This window comes from Micromonospora sp. NBC_01392, assembly GCF_045040125.1.
In the GTDB taxonomy this organism is placed as follows: Bacteria; Actinomycetota; Actinomycetes; order Mycobacteriales; family Micromonosporaceae; genus Micromonospora.
Genome location: NZ_CP109549.1, coordinates 2,128,184 through 2,150,806 on the forward strand (window position 1 = coordinate 2,128,184; position 22,623 = coordinate 2,150,806).

General features: G+C 70.1%; 22 protein-coding genes and 1 tRNA gene. 13 read left to right on the forward strand and 10 right to left on the reverse strand.

What is annotated here, in order from left to right; translation table 11 throughout:
- Nucleotides 1-2 precede the first annotated feature (2 nt).
- Nucleotides 3-1,676 (reverse strand): tetratricopeptide repeat protein, encoded by a 1,674-nt coding sequence (locus OG767_RS09945; protein ID WP_405093118.1) that lies wholly within the window; start codon nt 1,674-1,676, stop codon nt 3-5.
- 48 nt (nt 1,677-1,724) lie between these two features.
- Entirely contained in the window at nt 1,725-2,195 is a 471-nt protein-coding gene (locus OG767_RS09950) for a MarR family winged helix-turn-helix transcriptional regulator (RefSeq protein ID WP_281935094.1), read from the reverse strand.
- 50 nt (nt 2,196-2,245) lie between these two features.
- Between OG767_RS09950 and OG767_RS09955 the strand changes: the two genes are divergently transcribed.
- Both OG767_RS09955 and OG767_RS09960 read left to right on the forward strand, forming a co-directional pair.
- Nucleotides 2,246-2,767, forward strand: coding sequence for a VOC family protein (locus OG767_RS09955; RefSeq protein ID WP_405093119.1), 522 nt, complete (start codon nt 2,246-2,248; stop codon nt 2,765-2,767).
- Between the two features lie 48 nt (nt 2,768-2,815).
- Nucleotides 2,816-3,715, forward strand: a complete 900-nt coding sequence (locus OG767_RS09960; RefSeq protein WP_405093120.1) for a hypothetical protein — start codon at nt 2,816-2,818, stop codon at nt 3,713-3,715.
- On the opposite strand, the gene OG767_RS09965 is transcribed toward OG767_RS09960, so the two are convergent.
- Together OG767_RS09965 and OG767_RS09970 are read right to left on the reverse strand one after the other, a co-directional pair.
- Nucleotides 3,681-4,199, reverse strand: coding sequence for a potassium channel family protein (locus OG767_RS09965; RefSeq protein ID WP_405093121.1), 519 nt, complete (start codon nt 4,197-4,199; stop codon nt 3,681-3,683). The genes OG767_RS09960 and OG767_RS09965 overlap by 35 nt on opposite strands.
- Nucleotides 4,200-4,313: 114 nt before the next feature.
- Complete coding sequence (locus OG767_RS09970; protein ID WP_064498970.1) at nt 4,314-4,487, reverse strand: DUF4236 domain-containing protein; 174 nt, start codon at nt 4,485-4,487, stop codon at nt 4,314-4,316.
- A 182-nt stretch (nt 4,488-4,669) separates the two neighbouring features.
- Here OG767_RS09970 and OG767_RS09975 point away from each other — a divergent pair, with 182 nt between their 5' ends.
- From OG767_RS09975 to OG767_RS10005, 7 genes are all read left to right on the forward strand, one after another.
- On the forward strand, nt 4,670-4,810 hold the full coding sequence (locus OG767_RS09975; RefSeq protein ID WP_281935085.1) for a putative leader peptide: 141 nt from the start codon (nt 4,670-4,672) through the stop codon (nt 4,808-4,810).
- A gap of 138 nt (nt 4,811-4,948) precedes the next feature.
- A complete protein-coding gene (locus OG767_RS09980) occupies nt 4,949-5,980 on the forward strand; it encodes an ABC transporter substrate-binding protein (protein WP_405093122.1) in 1,032 nt (343 codons plus the stop codon).
- Complete coding sequence (locus OG767_RS09985; protein ID WP_405093123.1) at nt 5,977-6,795, forward strand: ABC transporter ATP-binding protein; 819 nt, start codon at nt 5,977-5,979, stop codon at nt 6,793-6,795. The genes OG767_RS09980 and OG767_RS09985 overlap by 4 nt, the downstream gene beginning before the upstream one ends.
- On the forward strand, nt 6,788-7,645 hold the full coding sequence (locus OG767_RS09990; RefSeq protein WP_405093124.1) for an ABC transporter permease: 858 nt from the start codon (nt 6,788-6,790) through the stop codon (nt 7,643-7,645). The genes OG767_RS09985 and OG767_RS09990 overlap by 8 nt, the downstream gene beginning before the upstream one ends.
- Nucleotides 7,646-7,656: 11 nt before the next feature.
- Nucleotides 7,657-8,991, forward strand: coding sequence for an LLM class flavin-dependent oxidoreductase (locus tag OG767_RS09995; protein WP_357296627.1), 1,335 nt, complete (start codon nt 7,657-7,659; stop codon nt 8,989-8,991).
- Complete coding sequence (locus OG767_RS10000) at nt 8,988-9,551, forward strand: flavin reductase family protein (protein ID WP_405093125.1); 564 nt, start codon at nt 8,988-8,990, stop codon at nt 9,549-9,551. Before OG767_RS09995 ends, OG767_RS10000 begins: the two co-directional genes overlap by 4 nt.
- Nucleotides 9,545-10,159 carry a malonic semialdehyde reductase gene (locus OG767_RS10005; RefSeq protein ID WP_405093126.1) on the forward strand — a complete coding sequence of 205 codons (615 nt, stop codon included), beginning with the start codon at nt 9,545-9,547 and terminating at the stop codon, nt 10,157-10,159. Before OG767_RS10000 ends, OG767_RS10005 begins: the two co-directional genes overlap by 7 nt.
- Here the strand turns inward: OG767_RS10005 and OG767_RS10010 are convergent, their stop codons facing one another.
- Nucleotides 10,160-10,615, reverse strand: coding sequence for an Rrf2 family transcriptional regulator (locus tag OG767_RS10010; protein WP_107159310.1), 456 nt, complete (start codon nt 10,613-10,615; stop codon nt 10,160-10,162).
- A gap of 7 nt (nt 10,616-10,622) precedes the next feature.
- Complete coding sequence (locus OG767_RS10015) at nt 10,623-11,537, reverse strand: helix-turn-helix transcriptional regulator (RefSeq protein WP_405093127.1); 915 nt, start codon at nt 11,535-11,537, stop codon at nt 10,623-10,625.
- 161 nt (nt 11,538-11,698) lie between these two features.
- Here OG767_RS10015 and OG767_RS10020 point away from each other — a divergent pair, with 161 nt between their 5' ends.
- Nucleotides 11,699-12,475: a glucose 1-dehydrogenase gene (locus tag OG767_RS10020; RefSeq protein WP_405093128.1), complete on the forward strand. Its 777-nt coding sequence runs from the start codon at nt 11,699-11,701 to the stop codon at nt 12,473-12,475.
- Between the two features lie 75 nt (nt 12,476-12,550).
- On the opposite strand, the gene OG767_RS10025 is transcribed toward OG767_RS10020, so the two are convergent.
- Nucleotides 12,551-12,982 carry an SsgA family sporulation/cell division regulator gene (locus tag OG767_RS10025; protein ID WP_007457244.1) on the reverse strand — a complete coding sequence of 144 codons (432 nt, stop codon included), beginning with the start codon at nt 12,980-12,982 and terminating at the stop codon, nt 12,551-12,553.
- Between the two features lie 273 nt (nt 12,983-13,255).
- Between OG767_RS10025 and OG767_RS10030 the strand changes: the two genes are divergently transcribed.
- Together OG767_RS10030 and OG767_RS10035 are read left to right on the forward strand one after the other, a co-directional pair.
- Nucleotides 13,256-13,789, forward strand: coding sequence for a TIGR02611 family protein (locus OG767_RS10030; RefSeq protein ID WP_405093129.1), 534 nt, complete (start codon nt 13,256-13,258; stop codon nt 13,787-13,789).
- 50 nt (nt 13,790-13,839) lie between these two features.
- Nucleotides 13,840-13,911, forward strand: a tRNA-Val gene (locus OG767_RS10035).
- A 78-nt stretch (nt 13,912-13,989) separates the two neighbouring features.
- Here OG767_RS10035 and OG767_RS10040 read toward each other — a convergent pair.
- Genes OG767_RS10040 through OG767_RS10050 form a run of 3 tightly spaced genes read right to left on the reverse strand, consistent with a single transcriptional unit; the run spans nt 13,990 to nt 16,963 of the window.
- Entirely contained in the window at nt 13,990-15,210 is a 1,221-nt protein-coding gene (locus OG767_RS10040) for a tyrosine-type recombinase/integrase (protein ID WP_405093130.1), read from the reverse strand.
- Nucleotides 15,210-15,407: a helix-turn-helix domain-containing protein gene (locus OG767_RS10045; protein WP_405093131.1), complete on the reverse strand. Its 198-nt coding sequence runs from the start codon at nt 15,405-15,407 to the stop codon at nt 15,210-15,212. The genes OG767_RS10040 and OG767_RS10045 overlap by 1 nt, the downstream gene beginning before the upstream one ends.
- Nucleotides 15,404-16,963 (reverse strand): replication initiator, encoded by a 1,560-nt coding sequence (locus OG767_RS10050; RefSeq protein WP_405094180.1) that lies wholly within the window; start codon nt 16,961-16,963, stop codon nt 15,404-15,406. The genes OG767_RS10045 and OG767_RS10050 overlap by 4 nt, the downstream gene beginning before the upstream one ends.
- Before the next feature lie 2,451 nt (nt 16,964-19,414).
- Here OG767_RS10050 and OG767_RS10055 point away from each other — a divergent pair.
- Nucleotides 19,415-22,351: a hypothetical protein gene (locus OG767_RS10055; protein ID WP_405093132.1), complete on the forward strand. Its 2,937-nt coding sequence runs from the start codon at nt 19,415-19,417 to the stop codon at nt 22,349-22,351.
- Nucleotides 22,352-22,623: the final 272 nt, after the last annotated feature.

Sequence of the window (22,623 nt, forward strand, 5' to 3'; positions counted from 1 at the left end):
GGTCAGCGGCGTCGCTTGGTGCAGACCGGGGCGGCGCGGGCCACCGTGTCGGTGGACCAGACCAGCGCCACGGTGAAGCAGTAGTCGGTGGTGCGGTCGAGCCCGTAGGCGATGTAGTCGCCGGAGCCGGCGGGCAGCGTCGCGAAGGTGTGCTGCGGCTGGCCGGCGCGGCCCCCGGCGACCACCACCGGCCCTTCCGCGCCGGCCGGGTACGTCCAGCTCAGCACGATGCTGTCGCGTCGGTCGGTGAGCGCGAACCGGCCCGGTGGGGTGCCCGGGGAGGCGGCCGGCCGGGCGCTGGCGGTGGGCCGTGCGGAGGCCGGCGGCGGCCCGCTCGACGGTGGCCCGCCCGACGGGGCGGCCGGGGTGTCGCGGTCACCGTCCACCCGGGACACGCCGGCGATCACCGCGATGGTGCCCAGCAGGAGCGCCACCACCACGCCGAGCACCGCCAGCGGCAGCCAGGGCCGTTCCCGCCGGGGCGTGGCGGGTGGCCGGGGCACGTGCACCGGCAGGTAACGCGACGACGGCTCGGGGGCCGGCGGCACCCGGCGTACGCCGGGCGGCGCGTCGGCGGTGAGCCCGACCACGGTCGGCGGCACCGCGTCCTCACTCGGCGGCCAGGGCTGCTCGGCCGGCTCGCCGACCCGCCAGGGCTGCTCCGCGGGCTCGCCGACCTGCCAGGGCTGGTCGGCCGGCGGCCGGCGCGGCTCGGCCGGCTCGTCCGGTCGCCAGGGCTGCTCGTGCTCCGGCGGCCACGGGTAGTCGTCGAACGGCTCGGCGTCGGCCTCGGGCGCGGTGCGGGGCGTGGGCACGTGCCCGGCGTCGGTGGCCCGGCCCGGCGGGTGGTAGAGCGGTGTGCGCACCGGCTCGTCGAGCGCGGGCGGGGTGTAGGGCGGCAGGTCGGGCGGACCCTCGACGGGCGGGGCGACCCGGGCGGCGGGCACCACCGGCGTCGTGGGTGCCTGTGGTTCGGGCGCGGCGCAGACATGGTCCGGGTCGGCGGCGGCCCGGGCCAGGCCGGCCACCTGGACGGCGAGCGGGTCGTCCACGGCGAGGTGCTGGCGGCACAGGTCCTCGGCGAGCGCCAGGTGCTCGTGCGCCTCGGCGTACCGGCCACAGTCGCGTTCCATCGCGCCGAGCTTGGCCAGCATCTTGATGCCGCTGGGGTGGTCGTCGCCGTAGACCTCCCGGTGCAGCTCCCAGGCGTCGGCGAGGCGGTCGCGGGCCACCTCGCACTGGCCGCGGGCGTACTCCACGGTGGCCAGGTCGGCGTGCGCGGCCAGCACCCGCTGCGACTCGGGCCCGTCGCGGGCGGTCAGCTCGATGATGACGTCGGAGTAGAGCCGCGCGGCGCGGGCGTCGCTGCCGACCCGGTGCAGCACCGCGGCCAGCGTCGCGGCGGCGGTGACGGTGCGCTCGTCGGAGCGGCCGAACAGGCGGGTGGTCGCCGCGTACGCGAACGCGGCCCAGCCGCGCGCGGAGTGCGGTTCGCCGAGCGCGACGAGCAGCCGCGCCTGGAGGCCGGCCGCCTCGGCCAGCTCGGGGGAGGCGTTGCCGGGACGCGGGTCGGCGTCGCTGAGCGCGTCGGCGAGCAGCCGTTGCGCGCCGTCGAGGTCGCCTTCGGACACCAGATGGTGCGCCTGGACGGTCAGGTCAGCGAAGCCGGAGGACACGCCCCATCGTGCTCATCCGGCGACGGTAAGTACAACCCCCGGAGTGGATCAGTTTGGTGCCGATTGGGTCAAGTGATCGGCGAGCGTCTCGCTGATCCGGCGGAGCTGGTCGACCTGGGCCGGGCTGAGCGCGTCGAACAGATGCCGGCGTACCCCTTCGACGTGGCCGGGCGCGGCGGCGGTCAGCGTGGCGAAGCCGTCGTCGGTGAGCACGGCGAGCTGGCCGCGCCGGTCGGTGGGGCAGTCCTCCCGGCGGATCCAGCCGGCGGCCTCCAGCCGGGCGGCGGCGTGCGAGAGCCGGCTGCGCGAGGATCCGGTGGCGTCGGCCAGCTCGCTCATCCGCAGCCGCCGGCCGGGGGCCTCGGAGAGTCGGACCAGGATCTCGTAGTACGCGTGCGGCATGCCGGCGTCGCGTTGCAGTTCGCGGTCGAGCGTGTCCATCAGCGCGCGGGAGGCGGCGAGGAAGGCCCGCCAGGTCCGCTGCTCGTCGGGGTCCAGCCACCGGGTCATGACGCCCATCATAGCGCCAATGGTTGAACGCTCAATTAAAGCGAGGTACCGTCGAGGGCATGGGAATCCACCGGCTCAACCACGCCGTCCTCTACGTCAGTGACCTGGAGCGCAGCGTCGCCTTCTACCGCGACGTGCTGGGCTTCCGCCGGGTCCCGATGACGCCGGACGGCTTCCGCGGCGCCACCTTCCTCCAGGCGCCCGACTCCACCAACGACCACGACCTCGGGCTGTTCGAGGTCGGCGCGGCGGCCGGGCCGTCCCCGGCCGGCCGGGGCACCGTCGGCCTCTACCACCTCGCCTGGGAGCTGGACACGCTCGACGAGCTGGCGGCCACCGCCGAGCGGCTGGCCGCCGCCGGCGCGCTGGGCGGCGCGTCCGACCACGGCACCACCAAGAGCCTCTACGGCCGCGACCCGGACGGGCTGGAGTTCGAGATCGTCTGGATCGTCCCGGCGAACCTGCTGGACGACGCCGCGCTCGCCGCCCGCAAGCGGATCGGCCGGCTCGACCTCGACCGCGAGCGGCAGCGCTACGGCGGCCAGACCCGGGGCGGCGTGGGCGTCTCCGTCCCGGCCTGACCGGGGTTCCCGGCCGGGCACGTGGTCGGGTGCGGTAGAAACGGCACCATGTCGACCGACGCCGTCCTGCGCGAGCTGCTCGTCCGCCAGCTCGACCACTGGCTCCCCGCCGCGCTGCACCGGGCGCGGCGGGCCACGCTCGCCCTGGCGTACGCCGGGGGAGAGGCCGGTGGCGCGGAGGCGGCGCTGCGTGTGGTGGCCGAGTTCGCCGACCGGCTGCGCGGGCGGCGGCTGACCGTGCTGGTGCTCGCCGACGGCGACGCGGCGCTGCCGGCGCGGCTCGGCGCGGTCGAGGCCACCCTGCCGGCCGACGTCGCCGTGCACCTGGTGCCCGGCCGGCCGGACCGGCTGCCGGTGGCGCTCAAGGCGGCCGGTGCGGCCGGCGCGCCGCTGCTGGCCGTGGTCGACGGCGGCGCGCCCGACCCGGCGCTGCTGACCGCCGTGGCGTCCGGCCGCCCGGCCGAGCTGCTGCTGGTCACCGCGCCCGGCCGGTCGCTGCGGCCGACGCTCACCGCTGCCGGTTTCCCGCTGGTCACCGAGGTCGAGATGGTGCCCGAGGACGGGCCGGCCCGACTGCTCGGCTACGCCACCGGCTCGGACCGCGGCCTGGAGACGATGAAGGACGCGCTCTGGGCCGTCGACGAGTACGCCGGCGTGCGCTACCGCGACCCGGCCGATCCGGCGGGGCGGCTGCTGGACATCACGCTCGAGCCGGAGCCCGGCCCGCTGCGCCGCGAGCTGCTGGCCGAGCTGGCCCGGTCCGGCCCGCGTACGGTGACCGAGCTGCGCCGGTTCGCGGCCACCGCCACGGTCTACCGGGCCGCCGACGCCAACCGCGCGCTCACCTCGCTGCTCACCGCCGGCGCGGTGACCCGCGATCCGGAGCCCGGCCGGCTCGGTGGCGACGTGGTGATCAGCGCCGGGACGACCGCTGGGTCATCTGCCTGACCACCACCGACGCGCCGGTGGCCACCACGCCGATGCTGAACACCATCTGGGCGCAGACCGCCACCCGGGCGATCTGGCCCTGCGCGTGCACGTCGCCGTAGCCGATCGTGGTGAGTGTGGCCAACGCGAAGTAGAGCGCGTCGATCCGGGTGCGCAGCCCGACGAACTCACCGGGGCGGGTGTCCGCCACCACGTAGTCGGCGAGCGCGAAGACCAGCAGCCCGGCGATCAACGCGATCGCGAGCCGGGTGAGCGCGCGGTCCTCCGCGTCGCCGGTCGGCTGGTCGCGGGTGAGCTGGCGGCGGACCTGGCCGGTCACCAGGAACGCGACCGCCGCCACCAGCAGCACCGTGGCGACCGAGCGCAGGGCCAGTCGCCACCCGTTCGGGTCCGCCTCGACCGGCACCAGGAAGTAGCCGACCAGCATCAGCACGCAGGCCGCCACGGCCCGCCGCCGCATCCGCCGCAGGGTCAGGTGCACCATGTCGCGATTGTCCGCCTCGGACCGGGGCGCGGCGGCGGAACACCGGACCGGACGACGAAATCCGGTGCCGACGGTTCGTCAGCACCGGATTTCCCCGGAGTTCCTCGCCCGGGGTCAGGCCTTGTCCTGCTTCCAGGAGAGCGGCCCCGGAAGGTCCACGCGGTGGGCGCGGGTGTTCGAGTTCCAGGACCAGCGGCCGATCTTGATGCTCCACGAGGAGAACCCGTTCTGGGTGAAGTGGAGGATCAGCGGCCCGTACTTCTTGCGCTTGCGGAACTGAACGCCCATCGGGGGTGCCTCCTTCGATCTCCCTGCCTCTGCGAGGAGGAACATGCCCGGATCGACGAAACGCGAAACCTGGTGCGGTCCGGTCTGGACGGTGGGCGTCGCGCCCGGCACAATCTCTATCCAATGGGTAGGTGTTAAGGGGTGGTAAATGCTGGTGGAGACGGGTTGTAACAAAGCCAGCGATGAAAGTCTCACTGACTGGAAGGGCGTTGACCGGCGGGGACAACGGTCGGCAGCATGAGGGCATGTCGCAGCGGGACGAGCTTCTCCTCACCGCTCGCGTGCACGTCGACCTGGTCCGGCACGCGAGCGCGCTCTGTTGAGCCGAACGCTCGTCGTTCCCCCTCCTCCGCCCGTCCGTTCCCGTCGCCGGCGCATCGTGGCCCGGCGCGGCACGGCGTGCGCTCCGCCCCCACGTGGGCCCCCTCCACCGCATCGTGGACAGATCAGGAGACACCGCCATGCCCTCGACCCGATCACCCCGGCGTGCCCTCGCCGCCGCCGTCGCCCTGCTCACCCTCACCGCCGCCACCGGCTGCGGCACCGACGCCGGCGCCGCCGGCAACCAGACCACCGAACTGCGCTACCAGGGCTCGGTCGGTCAGGTGACGCTCCCCGAACTCGCCGCCGACCTCGGCTACCTCGGCGACGTGACACTCGACTGGATCGGCAACGTCACCGGCGGCCCGGCCGACATCCAGGCCACCGCCACCGGCCAGAGCGACTTCGGCGGCGCGTTCAACGGCGCGATCGTCAAACTCCAGACCGCCAACGCGCCGATCACGGCCGTGGTCAGCTACTACGGCTCCGACGCGCAGACCTTCCAGGGCTACTACGTGCGCGACGACAGCCCGATCCGCGGCCCGCGCGACCTGATCGGCAAGCGGGTCGGCATGAACACGCTCGGCGCGCACGCCGAGGCCGTGCTGCGCACCTGGCTGGCCCGGGGCGGCCTGACCGCCGACGAGATCGGCCGCGTCGAACTGGTCGCGCTGCCCCCGGTCAACACCGAACAGTCGCTGCGCGCCAAGCAGATCGACGTGGCGGTGCTCGGCGGCGTGATCCGCGACAAGGCGGTCGCGGCCGGCGGCATCCGCACCGTGTTCACCGACTACGAACTGCTCGGGGCGTTCAGCGCCGGCAGCTACGTCTTCCGCGACGACTTCATCGCCCGCAACCCGGACACCGTCCGCGCGTTCGTCACCGGTGTGGGCAAGGCCATCGAGTGGGCGCGCACCCAGCCCCGGGAGACCGTGGTGGCCCGACTCAGGGAGATCATCGGCAAGCGGGGCCGCAACGAGGACGCCACCCTCGTCGACTACTGGAAGTCCAGCGGCGTCGCCGAGACCGGCGGCGTCATCACCGACCGGGAGTTCGCCACCTGGATCGACTGGCTGGCCGACGCCGGTGAGCTGAAGGGCCCGCGTCCCAAGCCCGCCGACCTCTACACCAACCGGTTCAACGCGTTCGCCAACCCCGGCGGTGGCGCATGAGCACCGACAAGATCCGCTTCGACCGGGTGCGCAAGGTCTTCCCGGGCCGGCGTGGTCACGGCGGCGCGGTCACCGCGCTCGACGACCTCACCCTCGGCGTACGCCCCGGCGAGTTCCTGGTCGTCGTCGGCCCCAGCGGCTGCGGCAAGTCCACCCTGCTCGACCTGCTCGGCGGGCTGGCCACCCCCACCTCCGGGCAGGTGCTCGTCGACGGCCGCCCGGTCACCGGGCCCGGCCTGGACCGGGGCATCGTCTTCCAGCAGTACGCGCTGCTGCCCTGGCGCACCGCCGCCGGCAACGTCGCGTTCGGACTGGAGGCCAAGGGCCTGCCCCGCGCCGAGCGCGCCGAGCTGGTCGCCCACCACCTCGACCTGGTCGGCCTCACCGGCTTCGCCGACCGCTACCCGCACGAACTGTCCGGCGGCATGAAGCAACGCGTCGCCATCGCCCGCAGCCTCGCGTACGACCCGGACGTGCTGCTCATGGACGAGCCGTTCGCCGCGCTCGACGCCCAGACCCGCGACCTGCTCCAGGACGAGCTGGTCCGGATCTGGCAGGCCACCGGCAAGACCATCGTGTTCATCACGCACGGCATCGACGAGGCCGTGCACCTGGGCCAGCGGGTCGCCGTGATGACGTCGCGCCCCGGCCGGATCAAGCAGGTCATCGACATCGAACTGGGAGATCGGGAGGCGGCCGAGGACGTCCGCTCCACCGACGCGTTCCGGCACCACCGGCACCAGATCTGGACGCTGCTGCGCGACGAGGTACGCGCCGCGCAGTCCGCCGTCCGCGAGGAGGCCCGCGTTGGTTGACATCGCCGAACGACCCGCCGCCGCGGCGGCCCGGCCCGCCGTGCCCCCGGCCGCCGTCGTCCCTGCCCGGACCGGCCGGCTGCTCGCGCTCGGCGGCCGGGCCCTGCACCGCAGCGTCGCGCTGCTGGCGCTGGCCGCGATCTGGGAGGTGGTGCCCCGCACCGGCCTGGTCGACCGGGTCTTCCTGCCCCCGCTCTCGGAGGTGCTCCTCGCCTGGTGGGAGCTGCTGCGCAGCGGGCAGCTCGCCGACCACGTCGGCGCCAGCCTCACCCGCTCGCTCACCGGGCTGGCCCTCGCGGTGGCCACCGCCATCCCGCTCGGCCTGCTGATCGGCTGGTACCGCCCCCTCGCCGACCTGCTCAGCCCGCTGCTGGAGGTGTTCCGCAACACCGCCGCGCTGGCGCTGCTGCCGGTCTTCGTGCTCATCCTCGGCCTCGGTGAGACCTCCAAGATCGCCCTGGTGGTCTACGCCTGCTCCTGGCCGATCCTGCTGAACACCATCGCCGGCGTGAAGGGCGTCGACCCGCTGCTGGTGCGCTCGGCCCGCTCGATGGGCCTGGACCACCTGCGGCTGTTCCAGAAGGTGATCCTGCCGGCGTCCGTGCCGACCATCTTCACCGGCGTCCGGCTGGCCGGGGCGTACTCGATCCTGGTGCTGGTCGCCGCCGAGATGGTCGGCGCCAAGGCCGGCCTCGGCTACCTCGTCAACTACGCGCAGTACAACTTCGCGATCCCCGACATGTACGCCGGGATCATCACCATCTCCGCCATCGGGCTGGTGGTCAACCAGCTCCTCGTCGCCGGGGAACGTCGCTTCTCCACCTGGCGCGTCGACGTCACCACCGCCTGAGAGGAACCGCCATGACCCGCACCCTGCACCTCAACGCCTTCCTGATGGGCGTCGGCCACCACGAGGCCGCCTGGCGGCACCCACGCACCGACCCCGGCCGCCTCGCCGACGTACGCCACTTCCAGGAACTGGCCCGCATCGCCGAGCGGGGCACCCTCGACTCGGTCTTCCTCGCCGACGGGCTGGCCGTCGGCCCGGCCGTCCGGCACAACATCCAGGCCGTCTTCGAGCCGCTCACGCTGCTCGCCGCGCTGGCCACCGTCACCGAGCGCATCGGCCTGATCGCGACCGCCTCGACCACCTACACCGAACCGTTCAACCTGGCCCGCGCGTTCGCCTCGCTCGACCACCTCAGCGGCGGCCGGGCCGGCTGGAACATCGTCACCTCCGCCCAGGCCCGCGAGGCCCGCAACTTCAACCTCGACGACCATCCCGCGCACGCCGACCGGTACCGCCGCGCCGCCGAACACGTCGACGTGGCGATCAAACTCTGGGACAGCTGGGAGGACGACGCGCTGGTCCTCGACACCGCCGGCGGCGTCTTCGCCGACACCGACCGGGTGCACGAGATCGCACACACCGGCGAACGGTTCCGGGTGGCCGGGCCGCTCAACACGCCCCGCCCGCCGCAGGGCCGCCCGCTGCTGGTGCAGGCCGGCTCGTCCGCCGACGGCATCGCGTTCGCCGCCCGCTACGCCGAGGCCGTCTTCACCGCCCAGCAGACACTCGCCGACGGCCAGGCGTTCTACGCCGCGCTCAAACGGGCCACCGCCGACGCCGGCCGCGACCCGGAACTGATCAAGGTGCTGCCCGGTATCGCACCTGTCATCGGGGGTACCGAGAGGGAGGCCCGTGCCCTCGCCGACGAACTGGAGGCGCTGATCGTGCCCGAGCACGCGCTCGCCCAGCTCTCCGGCATGACCGGGCTGGACCTCACCGGTCGACCGCTCGACGGGCCGCTGCCGGACCTGCCCGACGCCACCACCGTCCAGTCCCACCAGAGCCGCTACCAGCTCGTCGTCGACCTGGCCCGGCGGGAACGGCTCACCCTCCGGCAGCTCATCGGCCGGCTCGGCGGCGGGCGCGGGCACCGCGTCGTGGTCGGCACCCCGGAGCAGATCGCCGACCAGATCGAGCTCTGGTTCACCCGGGGCGCCGCCGACGGCTTCAACGTCATGCCACCACTGCTACCCCACGGACTGGAGGCCTTCGTGGACCACGTCGTACCCCTGCTGCGCCGACGCGGGCTGTTCCGGTCCGAGTACACCGGGCGCACCCTGCGCGAACACTACGGCCTGCCCCGGCCGGCCAGCGTCCACGCCGCCCGAGAGCTGGTGGCGTCGTGACCACCGTGGACCGGCCCGGCACCGGCACCGTCGAGCTGCGCCCGGTCGACGTCGACTCGTTCCGCGGCCTGCTGCGCCGGCAGGCGTCCACGGTCACCGTGGTCACCACGCCCGGCCTGCGCGGCGACCGGCTCCTGCCGACGCTGCCGCCGTCCGGGTTCACCGCCACCTCGTTCACCTCGGTGTCACTGGACCCGCCGCTGGTCTCGGTCTGCCTCGGCCGCGCGTCGTCGAGCTGGCCGACCGTCGCGCACGCCGAGCACGTGGCGGTGCACCTGCTCGCCTCCGGCCAGCAGGAGATCGCACAGATCTTCGCCACCAGCGGCATCGACCGGTTCACCGCCCACCCCGGCTGGACCACCGGCCCGTTCGGGGTGCCGCTGATCGGCGACGCGCTGGCGGTGCTGCTGTGCCGGGTGGTCCGGCGGATCGAGGCCGGCGACCACACCATCGTGCTCGGTGAGCCGCTCGCGCTCGGCGCCGGCGAGGACGGCGACCCGCTGCTGCACCACCGGGGCCGCTACACCACCACCCTCGACGACTGGTCCGAGTCGTGGTGACCGCGCCCGCCGACGAGCTGCTCGCGCTCGACCGGGCCGCCCAGGACCTGCTGTTCCGGGCGGCCCGCACGGCCAACGCGTTCACCGCCGAGCCGGTCGACGAGGAGCAGGTCCGGGCCGTGCACGATCTGGTCCGCAACGGCCCCACCGCGCTGAACGCGCAGCCGCTGCGGGTGCTGCTGCTGCGCTCGCCGGCGGCCCGGGCGCGGCTGCTGCCGTACGTCAGCGCCGGCAACCGGGACAAGACGGCCGGCGCGCCGCTGACCGCGGTGCTCGCCGCCGACGTCGACTGGCACGACCGGCTGCCCGAACTGTTCCCGCACCGCCCCGGCGCGCGGGACTGGTTCACCGGCGACCCGGCCGGCCGGGAGGCGCAGGCCCGCTTCAACGCCGCGCTCCAGATCGGCTACCTGGTGGTCGGGGTACGCGCCGCCGGGCTGGCCGCCGGCCCGATGGCCGGGTTCGACGCGACCGGCGTGGAACGCGAGTTCTTCCCCGACGGGCGGCACCGGGTGCTGCTGCTGATGAACATCGGCCGCCCGGCCCCGGACGCCTGGCGGGAACGGCTGCCCCGGCTGCCGTACGAGGAGGTCGTCACCACCCTGTGATCAGCGGGGCTCCCACGCGTCCGGCTGGGTGGTGAGCTTGCGCACGTGCGCCGGCAGCCGGCCGCTGACCAGCTCGTCCAGGCTCACCTCGTCGACCACCCGCCGTACCGAGGCGCGCACCGCCACCCAGAGCCGGGGCAGGTTCTCCGCCGCGCCCTCGTAGCGGGTCTCCTCGGGACGCAGCCCGCGTACCCCGGCGAGCGGACCGTCGACGGCGCGCAACACCTGCCCGATGGTGACGTCGCGCGGCGGCCGGGACAGCGTGTAACCGCCCTCGGCGCCGCGCTGGGCCCGGACGATCCCGGACCGGCGCAGGTCGGCCAGGACCGCCTCGAGGAACTTGCGGGGCATGTCCTGCTCCGCCGCGATGGCCTGGGTGGACAGCAGGGTGGGGTACGCGGTGGCCAGGCTCAGGGCTGCCCGGACCGCGTAGTCGCCGCGCGCGGAGATCTGCACACTGCCATCATGCCCGGCCGGCCGGCGCGGGGGAGTCGGCGGGCGGGCGCGGACGCACCAGACGGACGGGCAGCGGCTGCTCCCGGGCGGCCCGGAACGCCCCCGGGCTCACCCCGACCTCCCGGGTGAAGAAGCGGCCGAAGTTGGTCGGCTCGGGAAAACCGAGCAGCCGGCCGATCCGGGCGATCGGGTCGTCGGTGGCGGCCAGCAGCCGGCAGGCCTGCAACGCCACCCGCTCGTCGATGACCTGCTTGGCGCTGCGACCGGTCACCGCCAGGCAGGCCCGGGTCAGGGTACGCACGGAGCAGCCGAGCTGGGCGGCGTAGTCCTCCACCCGGCGGGTGTGCCGGTAGCCGCGTTCCAGCTCGCGGCACAGCCGCCGGAACGTCACCGCCTCGGCGCCCGGCGGTGGCCCCTCCTCGCCCCGCGGCAGCAGGCTCAGCCGCAGCAGCAGCACGGCGAGCTGGTGACGCAGCAACGCCGCGGCGGCGGGCACCAGCGCGTGCCGGTCGGCGTCCACGGCGAGCTGACTCACCTCGCTGATCACCGCGTCGGCGTCCTCGCCGGTGAGCTGGCGGTGGGCGGGCACCGCGTCCGGGTCGACGTCGAGGCCGCGCAGCGCGTCCGGCCCCCAGCTCACCACCGTGGCGTCGAGCTGCTGACCGAGGCAGCGCAGCACCTGGCCGGGGCGGGCGCGCAGCAACGTGCCGGGTCGGCAGGGCACCGCCCGGAAGTCCAGCTCGGCGGTACCGTGGCCGTGAGTGACCAGGACCAGCAGGTCACGGTCGAGCAGGATCGGCCGGTGCCAGCCGGGTGCGGCGGTGAGGTCGTCGAGCGCGCCGGTGACGATCTCGTCGGTGTCGAGGCGGGTGTCCGAGAGGCCGATGCGGGTGGCCGGGGAGGGCTGACCGGTAGTGACCATCATCCTTGACGGTAACCGGCCCGGACGCACGTTGCATCTCGACGGTTTCACCCCGCTCCGACGCCTTGTCGGGGCACGCCACGGACGGTTAGGTTACCGGTCGGTAAGGCTCGGGCCGGGTGACCGGCCCGCGGCCCGGCGGCGACGGCGATGGGATGGGCATGACGGATCTGTTCTCGGTCGACGGCAAGACGGTCCTGGTCACCGGCGGCTCGCGGGGGATCGGGCTGATGATCGCGCGCGGCTTCGTGCGGGCCGGCGCCCGGGTGATCATCTCCTCGCGCAAGGCCGAGGTGTGCGAGGCGGTGGCCGAGGAACTCTCCGCCGAGGGACACTGCGAGGCGATCCCGGCGGACCTCGGCAGCGACGCCGGCGCGCTGGCGCTGGCCGAAGCCGTCCGGCAACGCCACGACCGGCTGCACGTGCTGGTCAACAACGCGGGCGCCACCTGGGGCGCGCCGCTGGAGGACTACCCGGAGAGCGCGTTCGACAAGCTCTGGGCCGTCAACGTCAAAGCCGTGTTCCGGCTCACCACCGCGCTGCTGCCGGCGCTGCGCGCCGCCGCCGGCGCCGACGACCCGGCCCGCGTGATCAACATCGGCTCGATCGACGGACTCCGGGTGCCGTGGATGGAGGTGTACGCCTACTCCGCCACCAAGGCCGCCGTGCACATGCTCACCCGCGGCCTCGCCCACCAGCTCGCCGGCGAGGCGATCACGGTCAACGCGATCGCGCCCGGGCCGTTCGAGAGCAAGATGATGGCGTTCGCGCTCGACGACCCCGAGTCGCGCGCCGCCATCGAACAGCAGGTGCCGCTGGGCCGCATCGGCCGCCCCGACGACATGGCCGGCACCGCGATCTACCTCGCGTCCCGCGCCGGCGCGTACCTGACCGGGGCGGTCATCCCGGTCGACGGCGGGATCACCACACGCGGCTGACCGCGTACCCCGGGGTGAGACGGCCCGGGGCCGCGCGGACTCGGCAGATCCGCGCGGCCCCGGGTGTGGTCGTGCTCAGCGACCGGCGAGCAGCCGGTTCACCGCGGTGTCGACGTCCAGGTGCTCGGCCTCCCGGCCGCGCGGGACGACGACGTAGGTCCGGCGCAGGAAGCGCACCAGCACACTGCGCGGAACCTCGAACAGGGCGTTGCCGTCCGGGGACGACAGCGCCAGCGCGACGAAGTCGCCGCGCGGGGTGGCCCACGGCCAGACCCGCACATCACCGATGCCGGCCGGCTCGTCGAGCCCGGTGACCAGCAGTTCGCGCGCGAACGACCAGCTCACCGCCTCGCCGCCGGCGGACTCGGCATGGAACAGGACATGGACCGCATACGGGTCAGCAGGGTCGTAACGCAGACTGGCACGCACCGGCAAGGCGGTGGCGTCAGGCGCGACGAGCCTTAGCGACGTCTCGACCTCTACGGTCGTCGGTCGGATGACACTCATGGACGTTCTCCCCCCGGCACCGCTGCGGAACGCGCGTGTCCCGCTTTTCCCATACTCAGGTGCTGCTCCTGGCTACGCTCCGCCATACGCTGACTTCACCCAGTGGTGGGAAGGGGGTCGGAAAGCCTTCGGGGCCGGGAGACCCCGAGTAGGATTTCCGGTTCCGCCCACTCCGTCGTCCCGCCCGGCAACGGGTGGTTCAGTCGTCGACTTACTCCGGTAACGTCCAGTCCTCAGCAGGGGTGACGGTCCCGCGCGACACTGGGGGTGGAAATGGTCACGAGGGAAACCCCGTTGGCATCGCGGGACCCGGGCGATCCGCCGGAGGATGCGGCCCGAACGGCCAGAAATCGGGGGTACGAAGTGCCGGTCGACGGGCGTTCCCCAGCCGCGCCCACCACGCCGCGTCGGCGGGGCTGGCGAGGTCGCCTGCACACCACGCTCGACCTCATCCGCGCCAACCCCACCGGCCGCGTCGCGCTGAAGATCTTCATCGGCATCCTCGGCGCCGTCGTGGTCACCGTCGGCATCGCGCTCATCCCGCTGCCCGGCCCCGGCTGGCTGCTGGTCATCGCCGGCCTCGGCGTCTGGGCGGTCGAGTTCCACTGGGCCCGCCGGCTGCTCGCGTTCACCCGCCGACACGTCAACGCCTGGACGCGTTGGGTGACCAGCCGATCGCTGCCGGTGCGCTTCGTGCTCGGGCTGGTCGGTCTGGTCTTCGTGTCGGTGGTGGTGTGGCTGTCGCTGAAGTACAGCCTCGGCATCGACGTGGTGGCGCGGGCGCTGCACTACCTCGCGACGCACTGAGGCCCGGTTTTTGGTCCGGGCCGTCGATCAGGTAGAGTCATGCGCGCTGAGGGCGATTAGCTCAGCGGGAGAGCGCTTCGTTCACACCGAAGAGGTCACTGGTTCGATCCCAGTATCGCCCACGCAGGTCAAAGGCCACTTCCCGGCTTCGGGAGGTGGCCTTTCTGCTTGCGTACAGCAGCTTTGTACAGCAGTTCTCGTCAGTGGCTCAGTGAGTCCCCGAGGCGCTTCAATGCTTCTCTCGTCTTTGTCGATGTGACCTGGGTGTAGATCTCCATCGTTACCGCGAAGCGGGCGTGCCTCAGCACCTGCATGGCGACTCTGGGGTGGACGTCGAGGTCGGCCAGGAGCGTGGCGCAGGTTCTTCTGGCGTCATGGACGGTGATCGGCGTGACGCCGGCTTTCTCGCACCTCGTCTGCCAGGAGCGTTGGAAGTTGCGCGGCTCGATGGGTGTGCCGTAGCGGGTGGTGAAGACGAGTCCGCTTTCGTGCCACGCCTTGCCGGCGGTTGCTCTCGCCTCGTCGCGTTGCTGCTGTCTGAGCTTGAGGGCGGTCAGGCAGATGTCGGGCAGGGGGAGCGTGGCGTCGGATGCCTGGGTCTTGGTGTCGCGGTGCAGGAGTTGACCGCGTACGCGTTGGAGTTGGCGGCCGATGGTCAGCTCTCCGGCGTCGAGGTCGACGTCCTCCCATGTCAGTCCGAGGGCTTCGCCCTTGCGGAGGCCGGTGACGAGGACCAGGGCGTAGGCGGCGTAGAGCGGGTCGTCGTCTGCTTTGGCGGACTCCAGGAACTTCCGTGCCTCGTCGCTCGACCACGACTTGCCCCGGCGGCGGCGGACGGTGGCGAGGGTGACCGGCACGGCGGGGTTCTTGGTGATGAGGTCTTCGGCCTGGGCGTGGGTGAGGGCGGCCCGCAGCGCGGCCCGGATGTCGCTGACCGTGCGCGTCGACGGGACGGCCTGGCAGCAGCGGCCGACCGCGCAGCAGCGGCGCTTGTGCTTGGGGCGGGCGGCGTCCTTGTCCTGGGCGCAGCACTGGCAGGTACGGGCCACCTGGTTGATCCACGTTTGCACGTCCCGGGACTGGAGGCGGTCGAGCCGCTTGGCCCCGAGGCCGGGGGAGATGTAGCGGCGGACGAACGTCTCGTAGGTGGCGTAGGTCAACGGTGCCCGGTTCGGCTGGATGATCTCGGCCAGCCAGTACGTTAGGAAGCTGCCGACCGTGGGAACGCTCGTCGCCACCGGCCCCTGCTTCGCCTGCTGGTGCAGCTTGATCCACTTGTCGTGGACGGCTTCGCGGGTCTTGCCGTAGACGTACTTGCGGGTGCGCCTGCCGTCGGGCTTGGTGACCCAGACGTAGGCGGCGAAGCCGTTCCGGTACGGGAAGATGGAGCCTTCGCCGTTGGCTCGTGCGCGTCCGGGCATCAGGCAGCCTCCTGGCGTTCGACCTGTTCGCGGATGTAGTCGTCGACCCTTTCAGGGAGGATGCGGCGGTACTTGCCGTCCTTGATGGAGCGCAGTTCGCCGGTGGCGATCTTCATCTTGACCTTGGAGATGCCGAAGCCGAGCAGGACGGCGACCTCGGCGGGCGAGTACCAGCGGGGGCGGAGGTCGTGGGTCATGCGGCGGCTCCGGTGAGCCAGGCTTCGTGGGTGAGTTCTTCTCGGCCGATGCGTCTGCTCTCGCGCCGCTGTCGCGCGGCGGTGTTGGCGAGCAGGGCATCACCTTCGCTGAGCCAGCCGGACCCGATGTAGGTGAGGGTGCCGACGGTGATCGTGTCGGCTGGCTCGTCGTCCTCTTCGCGCCGGTAGGTGGTGCGGGTATCTCGGAGCAGGCCGAAGGTGACGGAGTAGCGGCGGGCTTTGGTGAGGAAGTGGCCGCCGAAGCCGAGCATGTGAGCCCATCGGCGCAGCCCGGAGTAGGGGCGCGGTTTGGCGTCAAGGCTGTCTTGACAGTCGTCGGCGGTTGCGGCGCCGCTGGCGGTGTCGCTGTGGGTGGGGCGGCCTAGGTGCCAGCAGGCGTCGACGAGGCGGGCGGTGTGGACGCCTTGGGGGTCGGCGTAGCCGTCGATGGTGGCCGGGGTGAGCCGGGCGGACGAGTGGCCCGTGGCTTCTGTGGCCTTGGTGGCGTACTTGGCCAGGTAAGCGGCCACCTTGCCGTCCGTCAGTTCGCCGTCGGCGGTGTTGATGCGTCGGACGTCGACCTGCTCGCCCCAGGCGACCAGCCAACCCTGCGGCTGGTCGGGGTGCGCGGGTGTGGTGACGGTGATCTGCCGAGTGGCGACCTCGACCGCTTCCTCTAGGTCGTCGACGGTGATGCCGGCTGGCGGCGGCACGAGGGTGTCCGGGTCGTTGGGGTCGACGCCGTCGAGGCGCAGCAGGACGTGGAAGTGCACGGCGGCGCGGCGTTGCATCTCGGCGACCTTGCCGTGTGACACCCGGACCGGCGGCAGCCGGCGCGCCTTGCCGGAGTCGGTGATCACCTGGACGAAGGGGATCCCGCGTCGGCGGCACAGGGCGGCGAGGTGACGTTCGATGGCCTGCTTGGTGCGCCGCCACAGCTCTCCGGCGAAGTAGTTCCAGACGACCTGGTGGGCGTGGTCGTAGCAGTCGAGGCACAACGGCTGTCCGAGCCGCGGATCGTCGGCGTCGTGGCGGGCGAAGCACGCCGCCGGCTGCCCGTGCCGGCAGGTGCCTGCGTTGCTGCGGGCACGGCACGGGGATGGGCGGCAGTCGCAGCGCTGCCGGTGGCGGCAGGTGTGGCGGGGGACGTGCCGGTGGTGGACCGGACCGAAGGACGGGGCGGTGAAGGTGGCGAAGACGACCGGGTGCCGGCCGACCGAGGTGGGGACGCCCTTACCGCCGGTCAGGCCACGACAGACGACCTGGTAGGCGTCGCCCTGGTAGACCCAGGCGCAGTCCGGGCACTGCGATTCGCGGCGGTTGCCGCACGCCTTGTAGAGCGTCCGGTCGGGCAGCTCGTCGGTGTGCATCTGGCCGGTGATGCGGCCGGTGTCTCGGTCCACGGCGGCGATGGTGCCGGTGAGGCGGATCGGGCGGGCGCAGCCACTGGCGGGGCGGGTGTGCTCCAGCCAGCCGGAGAACTCCGGAGAGGCGGCGCGGTGCAAAACCTGGGCGTCACGACCGGCGGTGAGGCCGGGGCGGTAGGTGGTGAAGATGGCTGTCTCCTCTTCAGGTGGTGGCAGGGAGGGGAGACGAAGCACCACCAGCCGTGGACTTGGGTCCGCTGGTGGTGTTCGTCGTGTCTCCTGGCACCGCCGAGAGGGCGGCTGACGCCGGAGGGCGGAGTCGTGGTCGTGCCACTTCCCGCCGATGGGTCATGTCCTTTCACGCTCGTGGACCTGATGAGTGGGCCAGCACGAGTGGGGAGCCTGGGATCTCGGCATCCGGCGGGTTGCCGCAGGCTGCCCCCACCCGTGGAGATGTGTGAATCCGAGGCCATCGTGGACGGCAGGGAAGACCGTGCTGGGCCGCTCAGCGGATTCGGGAGACCGGCATAGCGGCCGGTGCGATCGAGAGCCGACGGGACGTGGCCCGCATCAGCGGCAGAAGGCCGCTCAGCATCTCCGACGTCGAGTCCAGCGATCCGGCAGGAAGGCCGCGCTGGCGTGGTCGACGAGCGCCAGAGTAGCACCGGGTACCGACACGTCAACCCGCCGTGACCCCTCGCGCGGGGGCGGGACGGCCGGCTGCCGGCCGGTGTGGGAGGACTTTCTGTACGTCTATCAAGGCGGCCCTTGACGGGCCGCACGCGCCGCCGCCTGGGCGCGCGCCGGCCGCTGCCGCTGTCGCTCTGCGGCCGTCCCGCCTGATGCCCGGCGGCTGGCGCGGAGAGCGGGAAGCCCGGAGGGCCGCCACAGAACGACAGCCGGCCGACGGGGTGACGTGATGGGCCAGCAGCCGGCCGGGCCACGCGGCCACGAGCCCGCGCGGCGTAGGGGAGCGCACGCCGGCCGCGTCGGCGAGCTGCAGGCGGTCGCGGGGTTGCGGTTAGGGCGCCTCCGGCGGGGGCGCTCCGGCTCCAGGATGGCCGAAGATCGTCGGCGGGTCGCGGTTCGTGGGTGGTTGCGGTAGGCCATCCCGCCTGCCACCGACCCGGGCAAGCCGAGCAGACCACCGCCCGACCCGCCAGCGTCCGTACGAGCGTCAAGGTCCGCCTGACATGGCGGGCCGGGCGGCGGCCCGCTCCCCAGGAGGGCGGGCCGATGGCAGACGGGATGAAGAGCGCGGCCGCTTGCGTTACTGCGTCGATAGATCGAGGATCGCTGTAACAGTCGTTGCTATGCGCTTGTTTGATCAGGTGCTCTAGGTGTCATCGAGCGTTCCTGCAGGTAGAGACAGGCCGATCGCCTGCCGAAGCCGTTCGATGAATTGCCAAGGCGCGCGCAGGGCCAAGCGTAGGAGGTCGCGTGAGAAGGTTCTGGTGCCCCCCGGACGCTGGCTTTGCGCTAGACACGCGTGGGTATCTGTTAGATCCGAGCAGTTCGCACTGGCTGATGCCCCAATCCAATAGTCTCGTTGAGACCACCGATCTGTACCAGTCTCGGTGCCTAATCCTGCTGGGCGAGCCTGGTATCGGTAAAAGCACCGTCCTAAAGAAGCACTCGCCGGTGCTGCACCAAAGCGTGGGGGCTACGGTGGTGAGCGCCAACCTAAGCTCCTATAGCGAAGGCAGGCTGATACGAGAGATCTTTGAGAGGCCGGATGTCAACGCCTGGGCTACGGGCACCGGCGAGTTGTGCCTTGTGCTCGACGGCTTCGACGAGGGCCTTGCTCACATTCCCCAGATGGCCAACATGTTCGACGATTACCTCCGAAGTTGGCCCACCGACCGAATGTGGGTCAGGATCGCTTGCAGATCAGCGCATTGGCCTGGCCTGCTGGCCTCGACGATGAGGGCTACGTTCGGGTCCGACTATGCGGAGTATGAATTGCTCCCCTTACGCCGAACCGATGTGGCTGAATTAGCGGCCGAGTGGACGGATTCTGAGCAGTTCCTGACGGCTGCAGAGGAAGCCCGGCTTGTGCCACTAATTAGCAGACCGCTGACTTGCCGGCTACTCGCACGGTCCTTTGAGTCGTTTGGCGGATCACTTCCCGCTACGACGGCAGATTTGTACGAGAAAGGGCTCCACGCCCTATGTGATGAGAATAGTGAAAGAAGAAGGGCAGCCGGGCTGCTGGGAAACGTTCCTGCAGGATACCGACTCTCGGTTGCAGGACGCCTCGCCGCTGCAACCGTCCTCGCTGGAAAGCCGTTGTTTTTCACCGGGCCCTCATACGAGGGTCCGGGCGAAAGCCAGTGTACTGTGGAAGAGCTATCCGGCGGGTGTGAGTCCGTACAGGGTGACCCTAAGGACGTAACCACCGAAGCCGTAAGAGAAGTCTTGCAGTCGTCATTATTCACAAGTCGCGGTAACCAACTGCTCGGATGGGCGCACGCAACCTTCGCCGACTTCCTCGCGGCCCGCTGGATGCACCTATCCCAGCTCTCGGATTCTCAACTGAGGCCACTTCTCCTAGCGGGGGATGGCCGGCTTTTTCCTCAGGTTCGGTTGGCGGCGGCTTGGCTGGTCGCGATGGCTCCGAGTAAGTATAGATGGATCGCCTTGGCTGATCCCGAGTCTTTCACAGGCGAAGTTGAACTGCCAGGCGACTCGCTGCGGGCGGCAGTTGTCGAAGGCCTCCTCGCCGCGCCGCGACGTGTAACTCAGGAGTTCGGCAGAAATTACTCAGGCCTCAAGCACCCGGGTATCGGCGAGCAACTGCGAAAAGGGATGAGCAGCTCCGATGAAGATGTTCGCCGGATCGCCATACGGATAGGTCGGGATTGTGGGGCAGAGGACTTGTACTCAGTCCTAGTCCATACCGCTCTAGATGTTGCCGAAACAGACCGCATCCGCGTTGCCGCCGGCTATGCCTGCCTTGACTTGCAAAAGGCGCAGGCTGCTAATGACCTACTTCCCTTGGTTATGTCGGCAGCCCTGAGAGGTGAAGACAGGTCAGATGAGTTGATCGGCATTGGCTTAAGGGCTTGCTGGCCAATGCGGCTGACGGCGACCGAGGTGTTCTCGATTATCAAGCTTCCAAAGCGCCGGCTCTTCTTCGGGGCTTACCAAAGCTTCCTTGACGATTTCGCCGAGGCGCTGCAATCTTCAGATGTAGTTCCGGCGGTTGAGTGGCTCCGGGCTGGCGGATCTTCGGAAGGTGAGCCCTTTCGTCGACTACGTAATGCTGTCGTCCGACTGGCGCTGCAGAACTTGGATGATCGTGCTGTGCTAGAGGCGATGGTGGACGTTATCCGCTCTCGCGCGACTAACTATTCCCCCTTGATCGAGATCGAACCAGGCGATGATGCTCAGCTCGACCCGTTGGAAGACGATCGTGGACGACATGCTCTGGTAACTGCTCTCATGGAGATGTCGCCTAGCGATGAAATGCTGCTCTGGATTTCGGACCTGTCTTACGCCACCCGGCATGTACTGCGCCCGGAAGATCTTCCGTGGATAGCCCAACAATGCGCGAGTGTACCGGCTGATAGGCGGGAACCATGGTTCAAGCTGTTTGGGATGGCGTACGTCGAATCCAATAGGGCGCATCTGGACCTGGTCCTTAGTATGAGTGAGGACCACCCGCTCTACACGGCCGTAGTCGCGGACTGGGTTCGCCCTATCCAGATTGACAGTCCCGAGGCTGCCGCGATGCGGAGCCAACTTGATAGAGCTAGAAGATTCCGTGTTCCTGATCCGCCCCAGTCTGACAGCTTCGATACGAGGATTAGCGAACTCATCACTGAGTGTGAAGCCGGTAAGCTGCCTGCTTTCTGGCAGGCGGCCCGAATGTTCTATGTCCGTCGCGGGAGCGATGTCACGGACAACGAGCACGACCCAGACATGACCAAACTTCTGCGATGGGTTGATGCGCCAGACGAGCTGAAGGAACGAGTACTACGAGTAGCAGTTGAGTACCTACACAGCCGCGGATGCAACCCGCAAGAGTGGCTGGGAAAAGGGCTCATACACTATCCATCCTGCGCAGCATACCGGGCTCTGGTGCTGTTGCTTAAGCTGCGCCCCGATAGCCTGGAATCTCTAACTCCCGAGGACTGGCGCGAATGGTCTCCAATAATTGCCACTTGGACTGTGACTCTTAATGGAGCCACCGAAGAGCACAAGCGAGCCCTTATCGAGCGGGCGTTGCCTCATGCGCGTAGCGAGCTTGAGAGTGCACTCGCTACGGACATTGCCGGAAATGCCGAGCGCGGCCGTCAATCATTTGTAGCCGTTGAGGCCTCCTTGCTTTGGACGCAGGCATTCGGTGATCAGTTGGAAGAACTCTACCGCTCTCATTCATCGGATGACGTTCGCAGCGAACTAATCGAGTTAATGCTGACAAATGACCGTCCCCGTGCGCGCCATATCTTGTTGAATCAACTGGCTGACTCCGGCATCAGCGAGGACCGCCGCCGAGCGAGGTTGGCATTGCAACTGCTACTAAGTCGTGATATGGACGGCGTGTTTGACAGATTTATGGAACTAGCCGAGAGTGACTCAGATTTTGCCCGCGATGCCTTAACGTCTCGCGAATCGTATTATCCACTAACGATCCCGGACCGGGACCCGCTTTGCTTGGCCCGGCTGTTCGTATGGCTCATGCAGATCTTCCCTCCGGCAGAGAACGACGACTCGGATGATGACGACTTCGGGTTGCGGGATGATGTTGCCCAGTGGCGGAATTTGGCGTTGGATCGAATTGCAAAGTCAGGCAAGCCTGAAGCTGTGGCTGCAATACGGTACATCGGATCCCTGTTTCCCGATGAGCGCTGGATCGACAGGGTCGAGGCTGCAGCTCAGGAAGAGATTCGGCGGGCTGAGTGGCGGGAAACGCCACTTGCTGAGTTGCGACGCTTGAGCACGGACCGCCACTCGCGACTCGTTCGGCACGCTGGCGACCTTCAATCAGTAATCATAGAAGGTCTAGCAAGGGTTCAGGATAATCTGCAGGGCATGACGCCGCAGAGTCACTGGCTCTGGGATACCGTGGCGCGTCGACCAAAGGGCGAGGACGATCTTTCGGACTATCTGCAGGCGCGGTTGATGGAGCTTATAGGCGGACGTGCAGTGGTCATCAACCGTGAGGTTCAGGTGCGGCGTACAGGCCCTCGTGGTGTTGGTGAACGCGTCGACCTGTTCGTATCTGCAGCCGACGTGACGGGTTCCGTCTCCACGGTGATTGTCGAAGTGAAGTGCGCCTGGAATCGGGAGCTTCTTACGGCGATGAAAGACCAGTTGGTTGATAGATACCTTCCAGACGTACGGAGCCGCCACGGGATTTACTGTGTGGGTTGGTACAGCACCAGCAAGTGGGAGGCCAGCGTTAGGGATCTGCCTCGCGACGCAAGGAGGGCCGAGGTGGCTCGATTGGACCGCAGTGAAGTTGAGGAGGCCCTCAAAGCTCAGGCGGCCGACATGCGCGATCTGGGATACGAGATCGAGCTATCGATACTGGATGTGTCTTATGCGCGCCCGGGAGAAGAGCCTTCGTAGGAGATGCACAGGAAATGAGCGTATTGGAGCCTGGCGCTGCGTCGCCGGTCCCACCCTGCGGAAAGGTGACGCCCGGTTATACGCCAGTGCAGCAAGCAGTATCGGCGACGGTGGCGGGACCGTGTCAGGCACCAGCCGGGTTCGTCCGAGCGGATGGCCCTGGGACGTGAGGGGATGTTTGAGGTGTTGCAGCATTCGGGCCGCCCTCGTTTCGGCCGGTTGGCATCCGGCACCAAACTCCTCCATCCGTCCTGCGAGCGAGCCGGAAGGAC

Coding starts and splice junctions, on each gene's coding strand:
- OG767_RS10040 (WP_405093130.1), bottom strand. CDS start 15,210: ATGCCCGGACGCGCACGAGCCAACGGCGAAGGCTCCATCTTCCCGTAC.
- OG767_RS09960 (WP_405093120.1), top strand. CDS start 2,816: ATGTCGACCGACGCCGTCCTGCGCGAGCTGCTCGTCCGCCAGCTCGAC.
- OG767_RS09980 (WP_405093122.1), top strand. CDS start 4,949: ATGCCCTCGACCCGATCACCCCGGCGTGCCCTCGCCGCCGCCGTCGCC.
- OG767_RS10045 (WP_405093131.1), bottom strand. CDS start 15,407: ATGACCCACGACCTCCGCCCCCGCTGGTACTCGCCCGCCGAGGTCGCC.
- OG767_RS09985 (WP_405093123.1), top strand. CDS start 5,977: ATGAGCACCGACAAGATCCGCTTCGACCGGGTGCGCAAGGTCTTCCCG.
- OG767_RS09965 (WP_405093121.1), bottom strand. CDS start 4,199: ATGGTGCACCTGACCCTGCGGCGGATGCGGCGGCGGGCCGTGGCGGCC.
- OG767_RS09970 (WP_064498970.1), bottom strand. CDS start 4,487: ATGGGCGTTCAGTTCCGCAAGCGCAAGAAGTACGGGCCGCTGATCCTC.
- OG767_RS10015 (WP_405093127.1), bottom strand. CDS start 11,537: ATGGTCACTACCGGTCAGCCCTCCCCGGCCACCCGCATCGGCCTCTCG.
- OG767_RS09955 (WP_405093119.1), top strand. CDS start 2,246: ATGGGAATCCACCGGCTCAACCACGCCGTCCTCTACGTCAGTGACCTG.
- OG767_RS09975 (WP_281935085.1), top strand. CDS start 4,670: ATGAAAGTCTCACTGACTGGAAGGGCGTTGACCGGCGGGGACAACGGT.
- OG767_RS10025 (WP_007457244.1), bottom strand. CDS start 12,982: ATGAGTGTCATCCGACCGACGACCGTAGAGGTCGAGACGTCGCTAAGG.
- OG767_RS10030 (WP_405093129.1), top strand. CDS start 13,256: ATGGTCACGAGGGAAACCCCGTTGGCATCGCGGGACCCGGGCGATCCG.
- OG767_RS09950 (WP_281935094.1), bottom strand. CDS start 2,195: ATGGGCGTCATGACCCGGTGGCTGGACCCCGACGAGCAGCGGACCTGG.
- OG767_RS09995 (WP_357296627.1), top strand. CDS start 7,657: ATGACCCGCACCCTGCACCTCAACGCCTTCCTGATGGGCGTCGGCCAC.
- OG767_RS10020 (WP_405093128.1), top strand. CDS start 11,699: ATGACGGATCTGTTCTCGGTCGACGGCAAGACGGTCCTGGTCACCGGC.